An 18683-nucleotide genomic window follows, 5' to 3' on the forward strand; every position below is an offset into this window, starting at 1 on the left:
GGTGCCGTCTCCCCCACCCACACCCTCATACCCCGAGGAGACGCCATGAGTGCGACCATGCGAGCCGCGCGGATGCACAACGTCGGCGAGCCGATGAAGATCGAGGAACTGCCCGTTCCCGAGCCCGGCCGCGGCGATGTCCGGGTGGCCGTGCACGCCGTCAACATCGTGCCCAATCTCGCCAACATCCTGAACATGTGGACCACGTGGTTCCCGCACAGCCCGCTGCCCACCCTGCCGGCGATCTTCGGTCTCGACCCGGCGGGGGTGATCGAGGAGATCGGCGAGGGAGTCGAGGGCTTCGAGGTCGGCGACCGGGTCTACGTCAACCCGGGCCGCTCCTGCGGCTCCTGCCGCTCCTGCCGGGGCGGCGACTCGATCAACTGCGCCAGCTACGCCTTCGCCGGCTACTTCGGCTTCTCCCCCACCGCCCTCCACCTCCTCGACCGCTACCAGGGCGGCCTGGCCGAGTACATGGTGGCCCCGGCGTACAGCCTGGTGAAGCTGCCCGACAACCTCTCCTTCGAGGCGGCCGCCCGCTTCGGCTACATCGGCACCATGTACTCGGCGCTGCGCAAGGCCGAGGCCGGCCCCGGAAAGACGATCCTGATCAACGGGATCAGCGGCACCCTGGGCATCGCCGCCGCGCTCCTCGCGCCCGCCATGGGCCTGACCCATGTGTACGGCACCGGCCGGGACAAGGCCCTGCTCGCCCGGGTCGGCGAACTGGCCGGCGGCCGGCTGCGCCTGCACTCCCTGGACGACGGCCCGCTCGACGACTGGGTCCGCGCGGAGACCGGCGGCCACGGCGCCGACATCTACGTCGACGCCCTCGGCCCGGGCGCCCCGCACGAGACGTTCCGGGCGGGCATGCGGGCGATGGCCCGCGGCGGCATCGCCGTCAACATCGGCGCCGTCGCCGGTGATCTGCCGGTCGACATCCACCGGATGATGGACCAGCAGCTGCGGCTGATCGGCTCGGCGTGGTTCACCTCCGCCGAGGGCCAGACCATGGCCGACATGGCCGGGGCGGGCCTGCTGGACCTGAGCCCGCTGGAGCACCACGTGTACCCGCTGGACCAGGTCAACGAGGCCATCGGCGGTATCGCCGTGCGCAACGGCGGCTTCAGCAACTTCATCATCGACCCGCGGGCCTGACCCCCGACCCCTCTGGAGACTGACGATGCACACAGCGCACGCCGGCCGCCCGGCCGATCCCCTCGACCTCCTGGAACTCGACAGTCTGCTCGGCCCGGACGAGCGCGCGGTGCGCGACACCGTGCGCACCTTCTGCGAGCGGCGCGTCGATCCGTACATCGCCGAGTGGTTCGAGCAGGGCGGGATCGAGGACATCCGGGGCCTGACCAAGGAACTCGGCGAACTCGGCCTGCTGGGCATGCACCTGGAGGGCTACGGCTGCGCCGGCATGAGCGCGGTCGACTACGGTCTGGCCTGTCTGGAGCTGGAGGCGACCGATTCCGGTCTGCGGTCCCTGGTGTCCGTGCAGGGCTCTTTGGCCATGTACGCGCTGCACGCGTTCGGCTCCGAGGAGCACAAGCGCGAGTGGCTGCCGAGGATGGCGGCGGGCACGGCGATCGGCTGCTTCGGTCTGACCGAGCCCGACTCCGGCTCCGACCCGGGCAGCATGCGCACCGCCGCCCGCAGGGACGGCGACGACTGGATCCTCGACGGCCGCAAGATGTGGATCACCAACGGTTCGGTCGCCGATGTCGCCGTGGTCTGGGCGAAAACCGACGACGGCATCCGCGGGTTCGTCGTCCCCACCGACACGCCCGGCTTCTCGGCGTCCGCGATCAAGCACAAGATGTCCCTGCGGGCCTCGGTGACCAGCGAACTGGTCCTGGACCGCGTACGGCTGCCGGGCAGCGCCGTGCTGCCCGGCGTCCGGGGACTGCGCGGCCCCCTGTCCTGTCTGAGCGAGGCCCGCTACGGCATCGCCTGGGGCGCGATGGGCGCCGCCCGCTCCGCCTTCCGGGCGGCGCTGGCCTACGCGGGCGACCGGGTCCAGTTCGACCGTCCGATCAGCTCCTTCCAGCTCACCCAGGCCAAACTGACCGACATGTCCCTGGAGCTGAACAAGGGCGTCCTGCTGGCCCTGCACCTCGGCCGCACCAAGGACGACCGGGGCCTGCGCCCCGAACAGGTCAGCTACGGCAAACTCAACAACACCCGGGCGGCACTGGAGATCTGCCGCACCGCGCGCACGATCCTGGGCGCCAACGGCATCTCCCTCGAATACCCGGTCATCCGGCACGCCAACAACCTGGAGTCGATCCTCACCTACGAGGGCACGGTCGAGATGCACACCCTGGTGATCGGGCAGGCACTGACGGGCCAGGCGGCGTTCCGGTGACCTCGGACATCCGCCGGGTGGGGGTCGTCGGCTGCGGGCTGATGGGCGCGGGCATCGCCGAGGTCTGCGCCCGGGCCGGCCTGGACGTCGTGGTCCACGAGGTGAGTCCGGGCGCGGCCGAGGCGGGCCGGGCCCGGATCACCGCCTCGCTGGACAGGGGCGTACGGCGGGGCAAGCTCACCGGCGCCGAGCGCGACGCCGCCCTCGGCCGGCTGCGGGTCACCCCCGACCTCACCGCACTGGCCGACCGGGACCTGGTGGTGGAGGCGGCGACGGAGGACGAGCGGGTCAAGGTCGCGCTGTTCGCCGAGCTCGACCGGATCGTCACCCGCGAGGACGCGATCCTCGCCTCCAACACCTCCTCCCTGCCCGTGGTGACACTGGGCAGGGCCACCACCCGCCCGCACCAGGTGATCGGCGTCCACTTCTTCAACCCGGTCCCGGTACTGGAGCTGGTGGAGATCGTCCCGTCCCTGCTGACGGAACCTCAGGTACAGGTGCGGGCCGAGGAGTTCGTCACGACCGTCCTGGGCAAGAAGGTGATCCGCGCCCAGGACCGGGCCGGCTTCGTCGTCAACGCCCTGCTGGTGCCCTATCTCCTGTCCGCCATCCGGATGCTGGAGTCCGGCCACGCCTCGGCGGAGGACATCGACACCGGCATGGTCCTGGGCTGCGCCCACCCCCTGGGCCCCCTGCACCTGGCCGACCTGATCGGCCTGGACACCCTCAAGGCCATAGCGGAGGCGATGTACGCGGACTTCAAGGACCCCCAACACGCCCCACCACCCCTATTGCTACGGATGGTGGAAGCGGGCCTCCTGGGCCGCAAGTCGGGCCGGGGGTTCCATGAATACGCCGTGAACACCTGAGGGGCGCGGGGAACTGCGCGACCAGCCCCCACACGGCCGCACCCACTCACGCATGGGACTTGGCAGACGAGGCAAACGCATCGGCCCCCGCCAGATCAAAGTCGCCGTGATCACTGCCAAGCCCCTGCGCGACCAGCGCGGCAGCCGCGCTGCCCAGCACCGCCGCGTCACTCGGCGTACGCCCCAGGCCGATCCCCCGCAGATACCCCGCCGAGAACGCGTCCCCGCACCCGGTGGTGTCGACCACGTCGACGACGAACGCCGGTACCGGCTCCGCCCCGTCCGCGCTCACCACGAGCGCCCCGTCCCCGCCCCGTGTCACCGCGACGACGCCCGCGCCGGCGGCCAGCAGCTTCCGTGCCCCGGTGAGCAGATCGTCCTCGCCGGTGAAGCCGAGGACCTGGTCCTCGTTGGGCAGGAAGTGGTCGACGTACGGAAGCGCCGCCTCGATCTGCTCGAAGCTGCCGAGCACCCCCGGCGCGAGCAGATCGACCGAGGTGACGACCCCGTGGTCCTTCGCGTACGACAGGATCCGCGTCGCGGTCTCCACACCGATCAGCTCGGGGCCGCCGAGGTGCAGATGGGTGGCTTCGGCAAGGGCGTCCCAGGGCACGTCGTCCACGCCGTAGGTGATGTTCGCGCCGAGCAGGTGCAGCGAGGGCCGGTCGCCGTTGGGGCGGATGGGCAGGACGCTGGCGGAGGTCGCGGTGTCCGTGCGGCGGACGAGGAAGCCGGTGTCGATTCCCGCCCTGTTCAGCAGCTGCACGAGCAGGTCACCGCTGGGATCGGAGCCCACGGCGCCCGCGCTGTACACCTGCGCGCCCAGCTTGGCGAGGGTGAGGGCGGTGCCGCCGGCCGTTCCGGCGGCCGTCATCCGGATGTCCTCGACCAGGGTCGCGCCCTGCCCCTCCGGTATCGCCTCCACCGGCCGGACCAGGACGTCCAGGACGTGCACGCCCATCGTGAAGACCTTCATCTGCTCCCCCTGCTTTCCTCTTCTGCGGGTTGTACGGGACGGGTGGTTCCGTAGGAGCGGGCGATCGCCGCCTCGATCACCGCGAGTTGCTGCTGTTCGTCCAGGAAGCGGGGGGTGCCCATGGAGGCCGCGCGCTGGTAGACGCCGCAGGCCCATTCGAGGAGCAGGGCGTGTTCGACGGCCTGGTCGAGGGTGACGGCGTGGGTGACCGCTCCGTGGTTCGCCAGGAGGGCGGCACTGCGCCCCTCGAGGGCGGTGAGCACCGACTCGGCGAGTTCCGGGGTGCCGAAGGTGGCGTAGGGCGCGACCCGGACCGTACCGCCGAGGGCGAGCAACTGGTAGTGGACGCAGGGGAGTTCGTCGAGGACGCAGGACACGGCGGTGGCATGGGGCGCGTGGGTGTGGACGACGGCTCCGCTGCCGTAGCGGCGGTAGACGCCGAGGTGCAGTTCGAGTTCCGAGGTGGGCTCGTAGGTCCCCTCGACGAGCTTCCCGTCGAGGTCCACCACGGTCACCTGCTCGGGGGTCAGTGCGGCGAGGACCGCTCCGGTCGCGGTGATGGCGACCTTGTCGTCGACGCGGACGCTCACGTTGCCTGCCGTGCCGATGAGGAGCCCCTCGGCCCCGAGGCGCCGGCAGGCGTCCGCGACGGCGGTCCGCTCCTGGCTCAGCGCCGAGCTTGAGGCGGTCATGGGCGCGAAGGTAGCGTAAACGTGAAACAAAGTCACGTTCACGTTCGGAGACGGTTCTTGGACACCCCGCTGCGCCGCACCCCCCGTCAGGCCCGCAGCAAGGCCCGCCTGGCGCTGGTCCTGCGGGCGGCCGAGCGCATCCTGGTCGAGGAGGGCGTGGAAGCGCTGACGACGACCCGGGTCGCGGCCGAGGCACGGATCTCCGTGGGCTCGCTGTACCAGTACCTGCCGGACCGCGGCGCCCTCATCGACGCCCTGGCGGCGGGGTACTTCGCCCGGCTGGAGGGCGTCATGGACGAGCTGGCGGGGGCCGCGGCCGTGGAGCGGTGGGAGGACCCGGTCGGGGTGCTGATCGACGCGTACGCCGGGATCTACCGGACGGAGCACGGTTTCCGGGCCCTGTGGTTCGGCAGCGGACTGACCGAGCGGACGCGGGCGGCGGACCGCGAGCACAAGCGGCGGATGGCCGACGGGATCCGCCGGGTGCTGCTCGCACTGGACGTCGTACACGACGACGAGCCGCTCGCCCGCGCGTGCCATGCCGCCGTCCTCGCGGCCGACGCGCTCGCCCAGGAGGCCTTCCGCCGGGACGCGGACGGTGACGCGGCCCTGCTCGACGAGGCGAAGGCGATGCTGCGCGGCTACCTGACGGACGTCGTGTCCCGCTACTGACGCCTCACCGATCGCGAGATCGGCGCTCTCGTCGTCCACGGGGATGTCATACCCCTCCTGGAGGCCGGGCTCGACCGCCGGCTCCCGCAGCCGCCGTCGCACGCCTCGGTGGACGGCGCGTGATCGTTCGCGCAGACCCCGCGCCGTCTCGCGCCCTTCCCGGTCCGCGCGGGCAGGCCGGTCGTCCTCGACGAGAAGTCCCGGCACCGCCGATCCGCCGAACGCGACCCCGCCGCCCTCGAGTGACGGGGCTGACCGCAGGGACCTCGCCTTCACCGGCCATGTCACCGAGTGGCGCGGACCGGCGCCGTACGCCCCCCGCGGGGGCTGTCCGCCGGGGACGAGGTGAGCGTGGAGACGACGGTTCGGTCGATCTGACGTCTTCCGCCGTTTTTCCTCCGCTTTCACCCCCTCGATGAGCAGCCATGTGTGTTACTCATGAGATGTGCGGTCAGGGATCTCGGGGCTCGGCCGCATGAACTCGGGAACATCTTCCGGTGGGCGCCGGAGTCAGCGAGCCGCGTGTGAGCCGTATGGATCCCACACCTCCCCCATCGCCGTTCGACATGGTCAGCGGCGCTCTGGCGGACTACATCCCCAGGGCCGGGACGACGGTGCCCTCAGGGGCCGGTGGGGAAGCTGACGACCAGCGGGAACAGATCCTCGGGGCGGTCACCCTCGACGGGGATCTGCGGATCACGAGCTGCAATCTGAACGCCGCTCCGTTCGCGGGCGTGAGCGTCGCGCCGGGGACCGCTTTCGCCGATCTGCTGCCCCCCGGGGACGTGCCCACGGTGACACAGCGGTTGCGCAGGGTGCTCGACACCCGGGAGGCGCACGTCGCCAGGGTCCAGCGGCTGCGCCGGGACGACGGCACGGAGCTGGTGGTCTCGATGAGCATCCTGCCCGCCGCGCCCCCGCAGGACGGTCTGACCGTCTCCCTGATCGCCATGGCCAAGCGGCTGCACCTGTACGCCTCCGCCGCCGCGATAGGGACGTCCCTGGACATCGGGGAGACCGCCCAGTCCCTGGCCCAGTCCCTGCTGGCGTGGGGGGACGTGGCCGCCGTCGATCTCGACTACGCCGTATGGACGGGCGAGGCGGTCACGGAACAGGCGCAGGAGCGCATCCGGCTGCGGCGGGCGGCCCTGGTGCCGGACCGGGCCTGGCCCGAGGGATACCTGACCGCCGGGGACAACCTTCCCCGCGAGGCGAGCTGTCTGCTGGCCGGTGCGGTCATGCGGGACGACGCCCCGCAGGCCATCGTCATCCGCGACCGCGAGGCGATCGAGCGGGCGCTCGGCGATCCACGGCTGGTGCGCGCCCTGGTGCCCGGCCACCGGCCGGTGAGTGTCGCCTGCATACCACTGGTCGTGGAGGGACCGGAGGGCACGCCGGGGCCCATCGTGCTGGGCGTGACGGAGGTCTGGCGGCGGCCGGAGCATCCCTTCGGCGAGGGTGAGCTGCTCGATCTGCAGGAACTCGTGGCCAAGACCGCCCGTCACGTGGACCTGGCCCGCCAGCACCAGCGGGAGCACGCACAGGTCCTGGCACTGCAGCGCCGGCTGCTGCCGCGGGCCGGCAGCGACACCATCGAGGTCGCCAGCGTCTACGAGCCGACCACTCCCGACAGCACGGGCGTCGGCGGTGACTGGGTCAACAGCTTCCCGCTGCCGGGTGACCGCACCGCGCTGGTGGTCGGTGACGTCGTGGGGCACGGTCTGGGCGCCGCGGCGGCGATGGGCCAGCTCAGCATGGAGGCGCGCGCGCTGCTCTCGGCGGGGCTGGGCCCCGGGGAGGTGCTGGAGCGGCTGGACGAGACCGTCACGCTGCTGGACGACACAGACGCGGGCCTGGCGGCCGGATACAGCGCGCTGGGCTCGACGTGCTGCATCGCGGTCTACGATCCCGTCGACCACCGGGTGGTGCTGTCCAACGCCGGCCATCTGCCGCCCGTCCTCATCCATCCCGACGGGTCCGCCAAGACCGTCGCGGCGCAGCCGCACCCGGCGCTGGGAGCCGAGTTCGCCGTGCGGGAGCCGTTCGACGTGCAGGCGTTCGCCGCGCCGCCCGGCTCGCTCCTCGTCCTGTACACCGACGGCCTGGTGGAGGACCCGGCGGCCTCGATCGACGACGGGATCGGCCGGCTGACGGACGTGGTGCGCGAGGTGCACCCCTGGGACGATCTGCAGCAGGCCGCGCGTCGCGTGGTCGCCGCCCTTGCCCCGCGGGAGCGTCTGCGCGACGACGTGACCCTGCTGCTCGCCCGGATGGCGGGCCGCCGCGCCCGTGACGCCGCCACCTGGCGCCTGCCCGCCCGGGACGACACCGCGGCCCGCGCCCGCGCCCTGGTCTCCCCCCTCCTGCGGCGCTGGCACATCGGCGGGCAGGCCCGGGACGGTGTGCTGCTGGTGATCAGCGAACTGGTCACCAACGCCGTGCGGTTCGCCCCCGGGCCCGTCACTGTGCGGCTGGTGAGGACGGGGAGCCGTCTGACGTGCGAGGTCGGTGACACCGGCAACGGCCGGCCCCGCCTGAGCCGCGGTGACCTGCTCGACGACGGCGGCCGGGGACTGCACGTCGTCCACAAGCTCACCACCCGCTGGGGGGTGCGGTGGACCGACACCGGGAAAGCCGTCTGGGCCGAACTGGGGGCGTGACACACCCGCGGCTACAGCCACTCCCCCTCCACGGCCGTGGCCGTCAGCCCGGGCGCGGCGGCGTAGAGCACGGTGCGGCTGCCCGACTTCTGGCCGGCCTCGTGCGCGCGCCGCAGGATGTCCAGCACGGCGGCACCGCCGCGGTTGCCGGTGGTGTAGCTGTCCCGGCTGTGGGCCAGAAGCCCCTCGGGCCACTCCTCGGGCATCGTCTGCTCCATGTACTCCAGCACCCGTGTCCCGCCGGGATGCGCGAGCAGCAGATCGGGATGCCAGGGGTGCGCGTCGTCCTGGTGGCGCAGACGCAGCCAGGTCCACATCGCGGCGACCGTCTCCTGCACGGCACGCGGCCCCCGACGGTCCATCACGAAATGCGTGCCGTCCTCCCGGGTCTCCAGCCGGTGCAGGTTCATCGTGCCGGGCAGCGTGTGGTGCCAGACGGCGTCCAGCCGCAGGACCGACTCCGTCGCGGGGCGCCCGGTCACCACCACGGCGACGGCGGTGTCGGCGAACAGCAGCCGGACGATCAGTGACTCCAGCGTGTCGTCGGCGGGCTGGTAGGTGGTGCTCAGCGCCTCCGATATCACCACCAGCACCACCCGTTCGGGGTCCGCGGCGACCAGGTCGGCCGCCAGGGCCAGCGAGCGGGTGCCGGCGATGCAGGCCCACTGGGTGGCCGGCAGCAGCAGTACGTCGCGGCGCAGCGGGAGACGGTTGAGCAGGGACAGGTCCAGTCCCGGCAGGGCGGGGGTGGTGGAGTGACTGGTGATCAGACAGTCCACGTCGGCGGCGTCCAGTCCGGCGACGCCCAGGGCCCGGCGCGCCGCGCGCTCCCCGTACGTCTGCACGGCCGCCCAGGCCGGCGCGGTGCGCTCCTGGACGGTCCGCGGGGCCGGTACCGCCTCCAGTACGGCGATCACGCGGTGGACGTCCTCGTCGGTGAACCCGGCGCGGGCCAGTGCCTCACGAGCCGGACCGGCGCCGGGAGTTCGCAGACCCGTCCCGTCGCTGGGCCCGGCAGCGGTCTCCAGCGGCAGCATCCACCCGCGCGAGACGATGCCCGTACTGGCGGCGATGCCGTCGATCCGCGGCAGCCAGGGCGCCCGCGGGTGCCGGTCCCGCACCTCCGCCAGGATCTGGCCGGTCTCCACCACGTGTTCGCCGTGCACCACGGCGGGAGGACACAGATAGGCGCCCATGGCAACGCAGCTTTCTCAGGAAGCCCCTGGATGACATCAAGCATCTGAAACCTGCCTGATTCGGTGCGTCCGGGTCAAGACACCGTCATGTCAATTCACTTCGCATTCAGCCCCTCTCTGTCCATTTCATGACCACACGGTCTCCCGCCGTGCCGACAGGACCATCGCCAGCAGGTCGGCCACTCCCTCCTCCTCGTTGCCGGGAAGGACCAGGTCGGCGCACCGGCGGACGGACGGATGGGCGTTGGCGACCGCGGCGGCGAGACCGGCCGCGCGCAGCATCGGCAGGTCGTTCGGCATGTCGCCGACCGCGGCCACGGCGGTGACCCGGATCCGGTAGTGGTCGGCCAGCCGGCGCAGGGCGGCCCCCTTGTCCACGCCGGGCGGTGCGATTTCCAGGAAGTGCGGTGTGGAGCAGGTCGCGAGGAGCCCGTCGCCGGGGCGGACCAGGGCAGCCGCGAGCGACGGTCCCGGCCGGTCGGGGTGCGCCGCGAGGATCTTGACCACGTCGTCGCCCGGGGCCGGCACCCCGACGGCGTCCGGGACGGCCGTGTGCCGCCAGCAGTGGGGGACCAGTTCGTCGAACCCGCGTTCAAGGAACAGTCCGCGCAGGGTGTCCACGCCGAGCACCACCCCGGGCAGCCGGGTGCGCAGCCCGGCGAGGACCGCGCGTGCCCGGCGCCCGGGGAAGCTCCGGCACCACAGCGGCCTGCCCGTCGCGACCTCCGCCGTCACGGCCCCGTTGCTGCACACCACCAGCCCGTCCGGGCCGATCTCGCGGCAGACGGGCAGTGCGTCACGCAGCGGACGGCCGGTCACGCACACCACCGGAAGCCCGGCGCGCGCCGCTTCGGTGAGCGTGCCCCGGGTCAGCGGCCCGAGGGTGCCGCGCCCGTCGAGCAGGGTGCCGTCGAGATCGGTGCAGACCAGCCGGATCCGGTCCGGCGCGCTCACGGCGTGGACCGCACGGCCGGGGCGGGCGGTCCGCCGACCGGTGCCCGTACCTTCAGGCGCACCGGCCGTTCCTGACGCAGCCACACCTCGACCCAGCCCTCGCGGACGAGGCGCTGCCGGGTGGGTGCCTCGATCAGCTCGATCCACACCCAGTTGCTGTCGGTGTCGAGACACCAGGGGATCCCGCCCGGCGCCACGGCGGACGCGTCCTCCTCGCCGCGCCTGGCCGGCGGGACCACCCCGACCAGCACCGGGGGGATGTCGAAGACGTCCAGGCCCACCGGGCGGCCGCTGATGTCGAGGGAGATCCACAGCCGGGAGGCGAAGCCGATCCGCACCTCGCCGCCCGGTGCGAGCGGCGCGTCGGGCAGGGTGCCGACGGCGGTGATCAGCCCCACTCCCAGGTCCCAGCTCACGTCGACGGTGCGCGTTGCGGTGACGGCGTCCGGCTGTTCCGTCTGCTCGGTCATGCCTCTCCTTTGCCACCTGGGGTGCGGACGTCCCGAAACGCACCGCACCGCGTACGAGTGCCGTGCCGTGCCGGGGTGGGGCGCGCGGTCAGACGGCCTGGAGCCGGTCGAGGCCCGAGACCGCTGGGCGGGCGGGGAGACGGGCGGGCCGCAGTTCGAGCTCGCCGACGGCGGTGTCGTCCGGTGCCTCCAGCGCCCAGCGCACCGCCCGCGCCACCGACGAGGTGGCCAGCTTCGTCGGCGAGTCGTCACCGGGCAGATTGGCGATGGCCCCCGGACTGAGCAGGGTGGTGCAGACCCCGTGCGGCCGCTCCTCCAGCAGCAGCACCTCGGCGAGCGCCTTCAGCGAGGCCTTCGTCATGCAGTACGCCGCCCCGCCCTCGAAGAAGCGGCTGCCCGCGTGACTGCCCATCAGGACGATCCGCCCCCCGCCGCGGCGCAGGTGCGGCAGGGCCGACCGCACCAGCGCCAGCACGGAGGTGAGATTGACGTCGACCGCCTCCCGCCAGTCGTCGAGGCGGAGGGAGGCGACCTCGCCGAGGGCGCGGACGACCCCGCCGGTCACCACGGCGTCCAGGCTCCCGGCGGCCGCGGCGACCCGGGCGACGGCGGGGCCGACCTGCTCGGGGTGGCGCAGGTCGCAGACGGCCTCCCGCAGCCAGGGCACTCGCGCGGGCGTCCGGGACAGCGCGTGGACCTGCCAGCCGGCGGTGTGCAACTCCTCGGCCACCGCCCGGCCGGTGCCGCGGTTGGCCCCGGTCAGCAACACGACGGGACGACGCGCACGGGCCGCCCGGGCGCTCCCCCTCGCCGCGTCGGTGCCGTCGGCGGCCGCGCTCATCCGCGCACCCGGCGGACCAGGTCCGTCCAGGCCCGCACCAGGGTGGCCTCGTCGGCGCCCTGCCGGAACAGGTCCTTGTCCAGGGGGTTGCCGTCCTCGTCGCGCAGCCGCATGCAGTCCGGCGACACCTCGGAGTTGACGACGGGTTCACCGTCCGCGCCGACCCCCACCACCAGGCAGAAGTCCCACAGGTCCAGGGGGGCCAGCCAGGACCGCAGCACGTCGTTGCACCGCAGCGCGCAGGCGCGCAGGGAGGCGACGTCCACGCCCGCCGCACGGAGGTAGTCCTCGCCGATCGGCTGGTCCTCGGGATCGGTCCGGTAGTCGAACTTCACCACCGGCTGCCGGAACCGGTGCCCCTCCGGGAAGAGCCCCGGGTACTTGCGCACGGTGGAGCCCGTGGCGAGGTTCTTCACGATGACCTCGAACGGCGGCGCGGGCACATGGTCCGCCCGGTAGGTGAGGGCGTCGAGCCGTTCCCTGAAGACCGTGCGGACGCCCTTGCCGGCGAGGCGTTCGGCCGCCGCCTCGTAGAAATCCAGCCGGAGCGCCGCCGTCCGTGGCATCAAGGCGTCCCGGTCGTACGTGAAGCTGCGCAGGCTCGGTATCAGTTCGACGTCGCAGGTGCCGTCGCCGTTCATCCAGAGTTTCTTGCTCCTGCCCTGGACGTCGGGCTTCCGCGTGTGCCTCGTCATGCCCCCATCTCCTTTTCCGGTTTCCGGGATCAGTCGACTTTGGAGTGCGCGGTCGAATCTACCTCACGGGAAACGCCTCTTCCCAGGGCAGCCGAGTAAATGTACAGGGCCTGTACAGGGTTTGTACGGGGGCGGGGCAATATGACGGAGGCACCACACGAAATGCTGTCTTCCCAGAGGAGAGAACGTCGGAATGGCGCACGTCGGGAGCACGCACGGCACCAGCACGCACGGCACCACGGAAATACCTGAGGAACTGCGGGGAAGAACGCCCGGCCGGCATTACGGAACGGCCGGGACGAAGCTCTTGTTCGAGGACGAGAGCACCCGGGTGTGGCTGCTGGAACTCCAGCCGGGCGAGGCCAGCGAATGGCACGAGCATCCCTGGGACTACGTGTTCGTGGTCGACCACCCCGGTCAGGTGCGGCTGGAGTACGAGGACGGCGACATCGAGGACCAGGACGACTTCATCGGCGAGGTGGTGCACCGGCGACGCGGAAAGCCGCACCGGCTGGTGAACCGCGGCGACCGCTTCTACCGGAACGTGGTCATCGAGTTCCTCGGTCAGGCCCCGCCGCCGCAGTGGCCGCCCGCCGACCCGAAGTGAAGGCGAACCGACCACCCCGTCAGTCATCCATCAGGAGGCCGAGCATGACCACCAGCATCGCCCAGTGGCTCGAAGAGAACGTGACGACCGACAAGCGGGCCCTGGACTGGTACCGCGAGGAGGAGTGCGAGCCCCGCATCGTCCGTGCCTACCGGGAGCTGCTCAGCGGCTACGACATCGACCCGTCGAAGATCCTCAAGACCACGGTCGAGGTCGACGGCGAGCACGCCGGCGTGGTCCGGGTGCACGACATCAACTACTTCTCGATCTGCGCCCACCACTTCCTGCCGTTCTTCGGGAGGATCGCCGTCTCGTACGTCCCCGGTGACCGCATCCTCGGCCTCGGCAAGTTCCCGAGGCTGGTGCAGGCCTACAGCCGCCGGTTCCAGATCCAGGAGCATCTGGTGAAGGAGATCGCCGAGGAGATCATGAGCTCCGGGGGCGCCCGCGCCGCGCGGGTCGTGTCGAACGGACGGCACATGTGCATGTGCAGCCGTGGCCCGTCCGACCAGACCGCGATCACCGACACCTCCTACGTCACCGGTGACACGGAGCTCTTCACCCGCTACGGCCTGGACGTCTGACGATCCGTCGCCGTCATGGACACCGTGCGGCAGACACGCCAGGGGGCTGTCTGCCGCGCGGCCGGGTGCGGCGGCCGACCCGGTGCGAGCCGGTGAGGAGAGGCGATGAAGCTCGATTTCCTGCCCCCGCAGGCACTGACCGACGGGGCCGTGCACCACTACTGCCTGCGGTGCCACGAGGACGCGGTGCGCTGGCGCACCCGGGACGGACGGCGGCACTGTGTGTGCGGTGCCTGCGGAGCGGTCCGGGACCGGGCGCTGGTGCTCGACCCCGCGGTCACGTGGTGGACGGACGAGGAGGGCGAGTACTGGCACGAGACGGCGGGCGTCTTCGTACGGGACGCGCGCGGACGCTTCCTCTTCTTCGACCGGACGGCGTTCCCGTTCGGCCTGACGATCCCCGCCGGACATGTGGAACGGGACGAGGCGTCGTCCGCGGCCGCGGCGCGCGAACTCGCGGAGGAGACCGGGCTGACCGCGCGCGGGCTGGCGTTCGTCGGCCGGATCCCCGTGCCGGGCGACGGCTGCCGCAGGGGCGCCGACGCGCATGTGTGGGACGTCTACCACGGTGAGGTGGGCGACGGCGGCGAGGCCGCGGTGCGCCTCGGCCCGGAGGGCGTCGCCGCCGTCTGGCTCACCGCGGCGGAGGCGCTCGAGCGCCCGCTGACGCTCGCGGTGCGTGCGGTGCTCGGCACACTCGGACAGGAACTCGCCACTTTCTGAAAGGGGCCGACGGGCGTCACCCCCGGTGAATCGGCGGCTTCCGCCGCCGGGGCGGGCGAGGACCGGTGGCCGGTCTGTGACGGGCCCGCTTCTGCGACCGGCCAACGCTCCTATGATCGTTGCGAGTTGCATCAATTCTGGGATTCCGCGAATCCGGGCGAGTGAGGAAGGGCTTCTTCCGTGCGTGTCGACGAACCAGCACGAGCGGGCCGGCGGCAGTGGACGGGACTGGCCGTCCTCGCGCTGCCGACCCTGCTGATCGGTCTCGACATGACCGTGCTCCACCTGGCCGCCCCCGCACTCGGCCAGGCCCTGGGACCGAGCGGCGCCCAGTTGCTCTGGATCGTCGACATCTACGGCTTCCTGGTCGCGTCGTTCCTCGCCACCATGGGGACCCTCGGCGACCGGATCGGCCGGCGGAAGCTGCTCCTCGTCGGTGCCGCCGCGTTCGCGGCCGCGTCGCTGCTCGCCGCGTACTCGACCGGAGTGGCCATGCTCATCGTGGCCCGCGCCCTCCTCGGGGTCGCCGGCGCGACGCTCATGCCGTCCACGCTGTCGCTGATCAGCAACATGTTCCGCGACCCGGACCAGCGACGGTTCGCCATCGCGGTGTGGATGACCAACTTCAGCGTCGGCGGGATGATCGGCCCGCTGGTCGGCGGGGTGCTGCTGGAGCACTTCTGGTGGGGGTCGGTGTTCCTGGTCGGCGTACCGGTGGGGGTGGTCCTGCTGGTCGTCGGACCGGTGCTGCTGCCCGAGTGCCGCGACCCCGACCCCGGCCGGCTGGACCCCGCGAGCATCGCCCTGTCCATCGTGACGGTGCTGCCGGTGGTCTACGGTTTCAAGCAGATGGCGCAGGACGGCGTCCGGGCGCAGTCGCTGCTGGCCGTCGCCGCAGGACTGGGCTTCGCGGTCGCCTTCGTGCGCCGCCAGTTGCGGCTCGCCGACCCCATGCTCGACCTGCGTCTGTTCGGCCGCCCCGGGTTCTCGGTGGCGCTGGGCGGCCAGACGATGGGCCTGTTCGTCGTGACCGGGACGCAGTTCCTGGTCCTGCAGTACCTGCAACTCGTCCTCGGGCTCTCCCCGCTCTCCGCCGGTCTGTGGGCGCTGCCCGCGATGGTGGCGGGGGTGGTGGGCACGCTCCTCGCGCCGGCCGCCGCCGCACGGCTGCATCCCGGGCGGGTGATGGCGGGCGGCTTCGCGCTCGCCGTGCCGGGGCTCGTGCTGATCAGCCTCGCGGGGGCCGTCTCCGGTCTGGCGCTCACGACCGTCGGTTTCGCCGTCCTGTCCTTCGGGGTCCAGGCGGCGCTGGCCCTGACCAACGACGTGATCATCAGCAGCGCGCCGCCGGAGCGCGCGGGCAACGCCTCCGGGGTCGGTGAGACGGGCGCCGAACTCGGCAACGCGCTGGGGGTGGCGGTCTTCGGCTCGGTGGCGACCGCGTTCTACGGGGCGCGGATGGCCGGTGACGCGCTGCCCAAGGGCATCCCGCCGGAGGCGGCCGCTCTCGCCCGGTCCACCCTTGCGGGCGCCACGGAGGCAGCGGCCCGTCTGCCGGACGCGGTCGGTGACGAGCTGCTCGCTACCGCCCGGTCCGCCTTCACCGGCGGCATGCACACCGCGGCCCTGTGCGGGATCGCCGTCCTGGTGCTGCTGACGCTGGCCGGACTGAACCTCGCCCGCCTGTCCCCGGACACCGCCGAGGAAATGACGGAGGAAAGGACGAAGGGCTTCGCAGCGGCCGACAGGGATTAGGCAGGGAAATTCGAACTCCATATTCGCAGAATTCGGACCGGCTCCGGAGAGCCGGATTCCCTACGCCTGCCGAAACCGGGCACCTGCCCTTCTCCTGGGAATCGCGATTGTTTATGCGGAGGAGGTGTGGAAAAGATCGCCTGAGAGCCGTGGTGAAACGGCATGCCCGTGCAGGGACGCGCAAGGGAGACTGCGATGAGGTTCGGTATTCTCGGTCCGCTGGAAGTGACGTCGGACGACGGAATCCCCGCGAGACTCGGCGGTCCGCGCCGGCGTGTCGTGCTGGCCGCACTCCTCATGCACGCCAATCGACTGGTCTCGATACCCCAGTTATTGGAGGCCGTGTGGTGCGAGGAGCCCCCGCCCTCGGCGGCCGTCAATGTCCGTGGCTATGTCAGCGCGCTGCGCCGCGCACTCCAGGAGGGCGGCGACGCCACAGGACGCCGGCGGCACGGTGAGCGACTGGCCACGCTCACGGGCGGCTATCTGTTGCGCGCGGACACGTCCGAGCTGGACTTCTCCCTGTTCATGGACCGATTACGGCGCGGCGAACGGGAGATGGCGGCGGGGCAGACCGAACAGGCCGCCGGGAACCTCCAGTCCGCTCTCGACCTCTGGCGCGGGAACCCCCTCGACGGACTCCCCGTGGCCCTGCCCGTCCGGGCCGAACTGGAACGGATGAAGGAACTGCGGCTGCTCGCGGTGGAACGCGCCGCCCAGGCGCGGCTCGATCTGGGCCAGGCGGACGCCCTCGTGCCGGAGCTGGCCACCCTCACCCGGCAGCATCCGTTCCGCGAACGGCTCTGGGAGCTGCTGATCGTCGCCCTGCACCGGACGGGACGCCAGGCGGACGCGCTCGCCACGTACACCCGCGTACGGCGGATCCTCGTCGAGGAGCTGGGCATCGATCCGACCGACCGGCTGAAACGGCTGGAGGAGCAGATCCTGCGCGGCGAGCACCGGCTGGACGCCCTCGCGACGGTGGCCCGGCCCAGCGGCTGACACGGGTGAGCCCCCCGGTCCCTTAGGTCCGGGGGGCTTTCGCTGTCGCGAGACACCTCGCTGTCGGGACGACAGGATTTGAACCTGCGACCCCTTGACCCCCAGTCAAGTGCGCTACCAAGCTGCGCCACGTCCCGTCGCGCCTCCGCAGCGGTGAACTGCGGGAACACGCAGGTAAACCTTACCGTACGCGGGCGGGTGCGGGCGTCGGGGCCGGGCGCAGCGGCCGGGTCCGAGGGCCGGGCGGAGCGGCGTACCGGGACCGGGAGGGCGGCGAGGGCGGCGCCCAGGCGGAGCGCCGGCAGGGTGAAGCCGTGGGTGCAGCCGGAGTCGTAGGGCAGACCCGAGGGCTGGAGGCGTCCGGTGACCAGGACGCCGGTCACCGGGCGCCGAGTCACGGACGGCCGGTCAGCCGGACAACGGGTGCCGGGGGTCCAGCCTATCGGCGATCCGCTCGGCGATCGTCTGGGAGTTGTTGCCGGCGACGGCCTTCGGGCCCTTCGTCGTGGACACCGCGATGGTCAGCCGCTGGTGCGGCTCGTACGCCATCACGGCCGCGTAGCCGAAGAAGGACGGGTTCTGCACCACCCAGCCGTTCTTGACGACGACGCCGACGCCGAAGTGGAAGTCCTCGGTCATGGGCAGACAGACGTCCGCCGGACACTTCTTCGTCGGGTGGCCGAGCCCGACCGTGCCCGGGTCGAGCTGGGTGCGGAAGGAGCGGCGGGAGAGCAGCTCGCCCGAGCCGACCCCCTTTGCGGAGCGGGCGAGGTCGCAGATGTCCTGGGTGATGACCGCGCCGGGCGCGGTGGTCCAGGACGGGTTGAAGTAGGTGGACTCCTCGTAGGTGCCGCGCTCGTCGTCGTAGGCGTGCAGGACGGGCTCGGGGATGACGGCGGTGTCGTTGCCGACGGTGTTGCGCAGACCGAGCGGGCGGTACACGCGCTCGCGCAGCAGCTTGTCCAGCGGGGTGCCGGTGATCTTCTCCAGGGCCCGGCCGAGGAGCTGGAAGTTGGCGTGCGAGTAGCTCCAGTTGGTGCCGGGCTTGTACCACAGGGGGTGGCTGAGGGAGATCCCGACGACCTCCTTGGGCGTCCAGTGCCGCCAGGGGTCGGCGTACAGCTTCTTGAGGAAGACCGGGTCGGGGACGTAGTCGTGCAGGCCCGAGGTGGAGTCGCCGAGCATGCGCAGGGTGATCCGGTCGCCGTGCGGGAGGTCGGGCAGCCAGCGCGAGACCGGGTCGTCGAGGCCGGCCCTGTGCTCCTCGACGAGCTGGAGCAGCACCGTGCCCATGAAGGCGATTCCGACCGAGCCGGTCCGGAAGTGCATCGCGGGGGTGGCCGGCACCCCGGTCATGGACTCGCCGACCGCCCCGGTGACGAGGGGCTTCCCGCCGACCGTGACCTTGACGAGGGCGGCCTTGAGGCCGAGGTCCTTCCTGGCCTCGCGGACGATGTCGAGGACCTTGCGCGCCGTGCCCTGCGGGTCGCGGGTGGCGGCGCAGGCACGGTGGTGGTGGTCGGGTGCGGCGGTCGCGGTCGTCGCCGCGGGAAGCAGGGCGGCGAGGAGGGTGGCGGCGCACAGCACCGCCGTACGGGTACGCGTCATACGCG

18 protein-coding genes and 1 tRNA gene are annotated in these 18683 nt (G+C 72.0%); 10 read left to right on the forward strand and 9 right to left on the reverse strand.

Annotation, left to right across the window (positions count from 1 at the left end; all coding sequences use genetic code 11):
* The first annotated feature begins 45 nt into the window (after positions 1-45).
* From OG852_RS07725 to OG852_RS07735, 3 genes are read left to right on the forward strand one after another with little or no spacing between them, the layout of a single operon-like run.
* Positions 46-1158: an alcohol dehydrogenase catalytic domain-containing protein gene (locus tag OG852_RS07725; protein ID WP_133917393.1), complete on the forward strand. Its 1113-nt coding sequence runs from the start codon at positions 46-48 to the stop codon at positions 1156-1158.
* 25 nt (positions 1159-1183) lie between these two features.
* On the forward strand, positions 1184-2374 hold the full coding sequence (locus OG852_RS07730) for an acyl-CoA dehydrogenase family protein (RefSeq protein ID WP_133917394.1): 1191 nt from the start codon (positions 1184-1186) through the stop codon (positions 2372-2374).
* Between the two features lie 41 nt (positions 2375-2415).
* Entirely contained in the window at positions 2416-3243 is an 828-nt protein-coding gene (locus OG852_RS07735; protein WP_133917433.1) for a 3-hydroxybutyryl-CoA dehydrogenase, read from the forward strand.
* 46 nt (positions 3244-3289) lie between these two features.
* On the opposite strand, the gene OG852_RS07740 is transcribed toward OG852_RS07735, so the two are convergent.
* Entirely contained in the window at positions 3290-4219 is a 930-nt protein-coding gene (locus tag OG852_RS07740; RefSeq protein ID WP_133917395.1) for a carbohydrate kinase family protein, read from the reverse strand.
* A complete protein-coding gene (locus OG852_RS07745; RefSeq protein ID WP_330347422.1) occupies positions 4216-4911 on the reverse strand; it encodes a class II aldolase/adducin family protein in 696 nt (231 codons plus the stop codon). Before OG852_RS07745 ends, OG852_RS07740 begins: the two co-directional genes overlap by 4 nt.
* Before the next feature lie 57 nt (positions 4912-4968).
* On the opposite strand from OG852_RS07745, the gene OG852_RS07750 reads away from it, so the two are divergent.
* Entirely contained in the window at positions 4969-5583 is a 615-nt protein-coding gene (locus OG852_RS07750) for a TetR family transcriptional regulator (protein ID WP_330347423.1), read from the forward strand.
* A gap of 566 nt (positions 5584-6149) precedes the next feature.
* Positions 6150-8243, forward strand: a complete 2094-nt coding sequence (locus tag OG852_RS07755) for a SpoIIE family protein phosphatase (protein ID WP_443064512.1) — start codon at positions 6150-6152, stop codon at positions 8241-8243.
* Positions 8244-8254: 11 nt separating this feature from the next.
* On the opposite strand, the gene OG852_RS07760 is transcribed toward OG852_RS07755, so the two are convergent.
* The 5 genes from OG852_RS07760 to OG852_RS07780 form a co-directional block, all read right to left on the reverse strand.
* A complete protein-coding gene (locus OG852_RS07760; protein WP_330347424.1) occupies positions 8255-9439 on the reverse strand; it encodes a type III polyketide synthase in 1185 nt (394 codons plus the stop codon).
* A gap of 126 nt (positions 9440-9565) precedes the next feature.
* Positions 9566-10393: an HAD family hydrolase gene (locus OG852_RS07765; protein WP_330347425.1), complete on the reverse strand. Its 828-nt coding sequence runs from the start codon at positions 10391-10393 to the stop codon at positions 9566-9568.
* Positions 10390-10863, reverse strand: a complete 474-nt coding sequence (locus OG852_RS07770) for a hypothetical protein (protein WP_330347426.1) — start codon at positions 10861-10863, stop codon at positions 10390-10392. Before OG852_RS07770 ends, OG852_RS07765 begins: the two co-directional genes overlap by 4 nt.
* A gap of 88 nt (positions 10864-10951) precedes the next feature.
* On the reverse strand, positions 10952-11704 hold the full coding sequence (locus tag OG852_RS07775; RefSeq protein WP_330347427.1) for an SDR family oxidoreductase: 753 nt from the start codon (positions 11702-11704) through the stop codon (positions 10952-10954).
* Positions 11701-12399, reverse strand: a complete 699-nt coding sequence (locus OG852_RS07780) for a phosphoribosylaminoimidazolesuccinocarboxamide synthase (RefSeq protein ID WP_330347428.1) — start codon at positions 12397-12399, stop codon at positions 11701-11703. The genes OG852_RS07775 and OG852_RS07780 overlap by 4 nt, the downstream gene beginning before the upstream one ends.
* A 193-nt stretch (positions 12400-12592) precedes the next feature.
* Here OG852_RS07780 and OG852_RS07785 point away from each other — a divergent pair, with 193 nt between their 5' ends.
* The 5 genes from OG852_RS07785 to OG852_RS07805 all read left to right on the forward strand — a co-directional run bounded on the left by OG852_RS07785 (position 12593) and on the right by OG852_RS07805 (position 17070).
* Positions 12593-13006, forward strand: coding sequence for a cupin domain-containing protein (locus tag OG852_RS07785; protein WP_133917403.1), 414 nt, complete (start codon positions 12593-12595; stop codon positions 13004-13006).
* A gap of 44 nt (positions 13007-13050) precedes the next feature.
* The gene (folE, locus tag OG852_RS07790) at positions 13051-13590 is read left to right on the forward strand and encodes a GTP cyclohydrolase I (protein WP_133917404.1); all 540 of its coding nucleotides are present in this window, start codon (positions 13051-13053) and stop codon (positions 13588-13590) included.
* A gap of 105 nt (positions 13591-13695) precedes the next feature.
* Positions 13696-14313, forward strand: a complete 618-nt coding sequence (locus OG852_RS07795; RefSeq protein ID WP_133917405.1) for an NUDIX hydrolase — start codon at positions 13696-13698, stop codon at positions 14311-14313.
* A gap of 180 nt (positions 14314-14493) precedes the next feature.
* Positions 14494-16068 (forward strand): MFS transporter, encoded by a 1575-nt coding sequence (locus OG852_RS07800; RefSeq protein WP_330347429.1) that lies wholly within the window; start codon positions 14494-14496, stop codon positions 16066-16068.
* A gap of 195 nt (positions 16069-16263) precedes the next feature.
* Positions 16264-17070: an AfsR/SARP family transcriptional regulator gene (locus OG852_RS07805; RefSeq protein WP_330347430.1), complete on the forward strand. Its 807-nt coding sequence runs from the start codon at positions 16264-16266 to the stop codon at positions 17068-17070.
* Between the two features lie 63 nt (positions 17071-17133).
* On the opposite strand, the gene OG852_RS07810 is transcribed toward OG852_RS07805, so the two are convergent.
* Together OG852_RS07810 and OG852_RS07815 are read right to left on the reverse strand one after the other, a co-directional pair.
* Positions 17134-17207: transfer RNA gene (locus OG852_RS07810), tRNA-Pro, on the reverse strand.
* A gap of 271 nt (positions 17208-17478) precedes the next feature.
* Complete coding sequence (locus OG852_RS07815) at positions 17479-18678, reverse strand: serine hydrolase domain-containing protein (protein WP_133917407.1); 1200 nt, start codon at positions 18676-18678, stop codon at positions 17479-17481.
* Positions 18679-18683: the final 5 nt, after the last annotated feature.

The organism is Streptomyces sp. NBC_00582, from assembly GCF_036345155.1.
GTDB lineage: Bacteria > Actinomycetota > Actinomycetes > Streptomycetales > Streptomycetaceae > Streptomyces.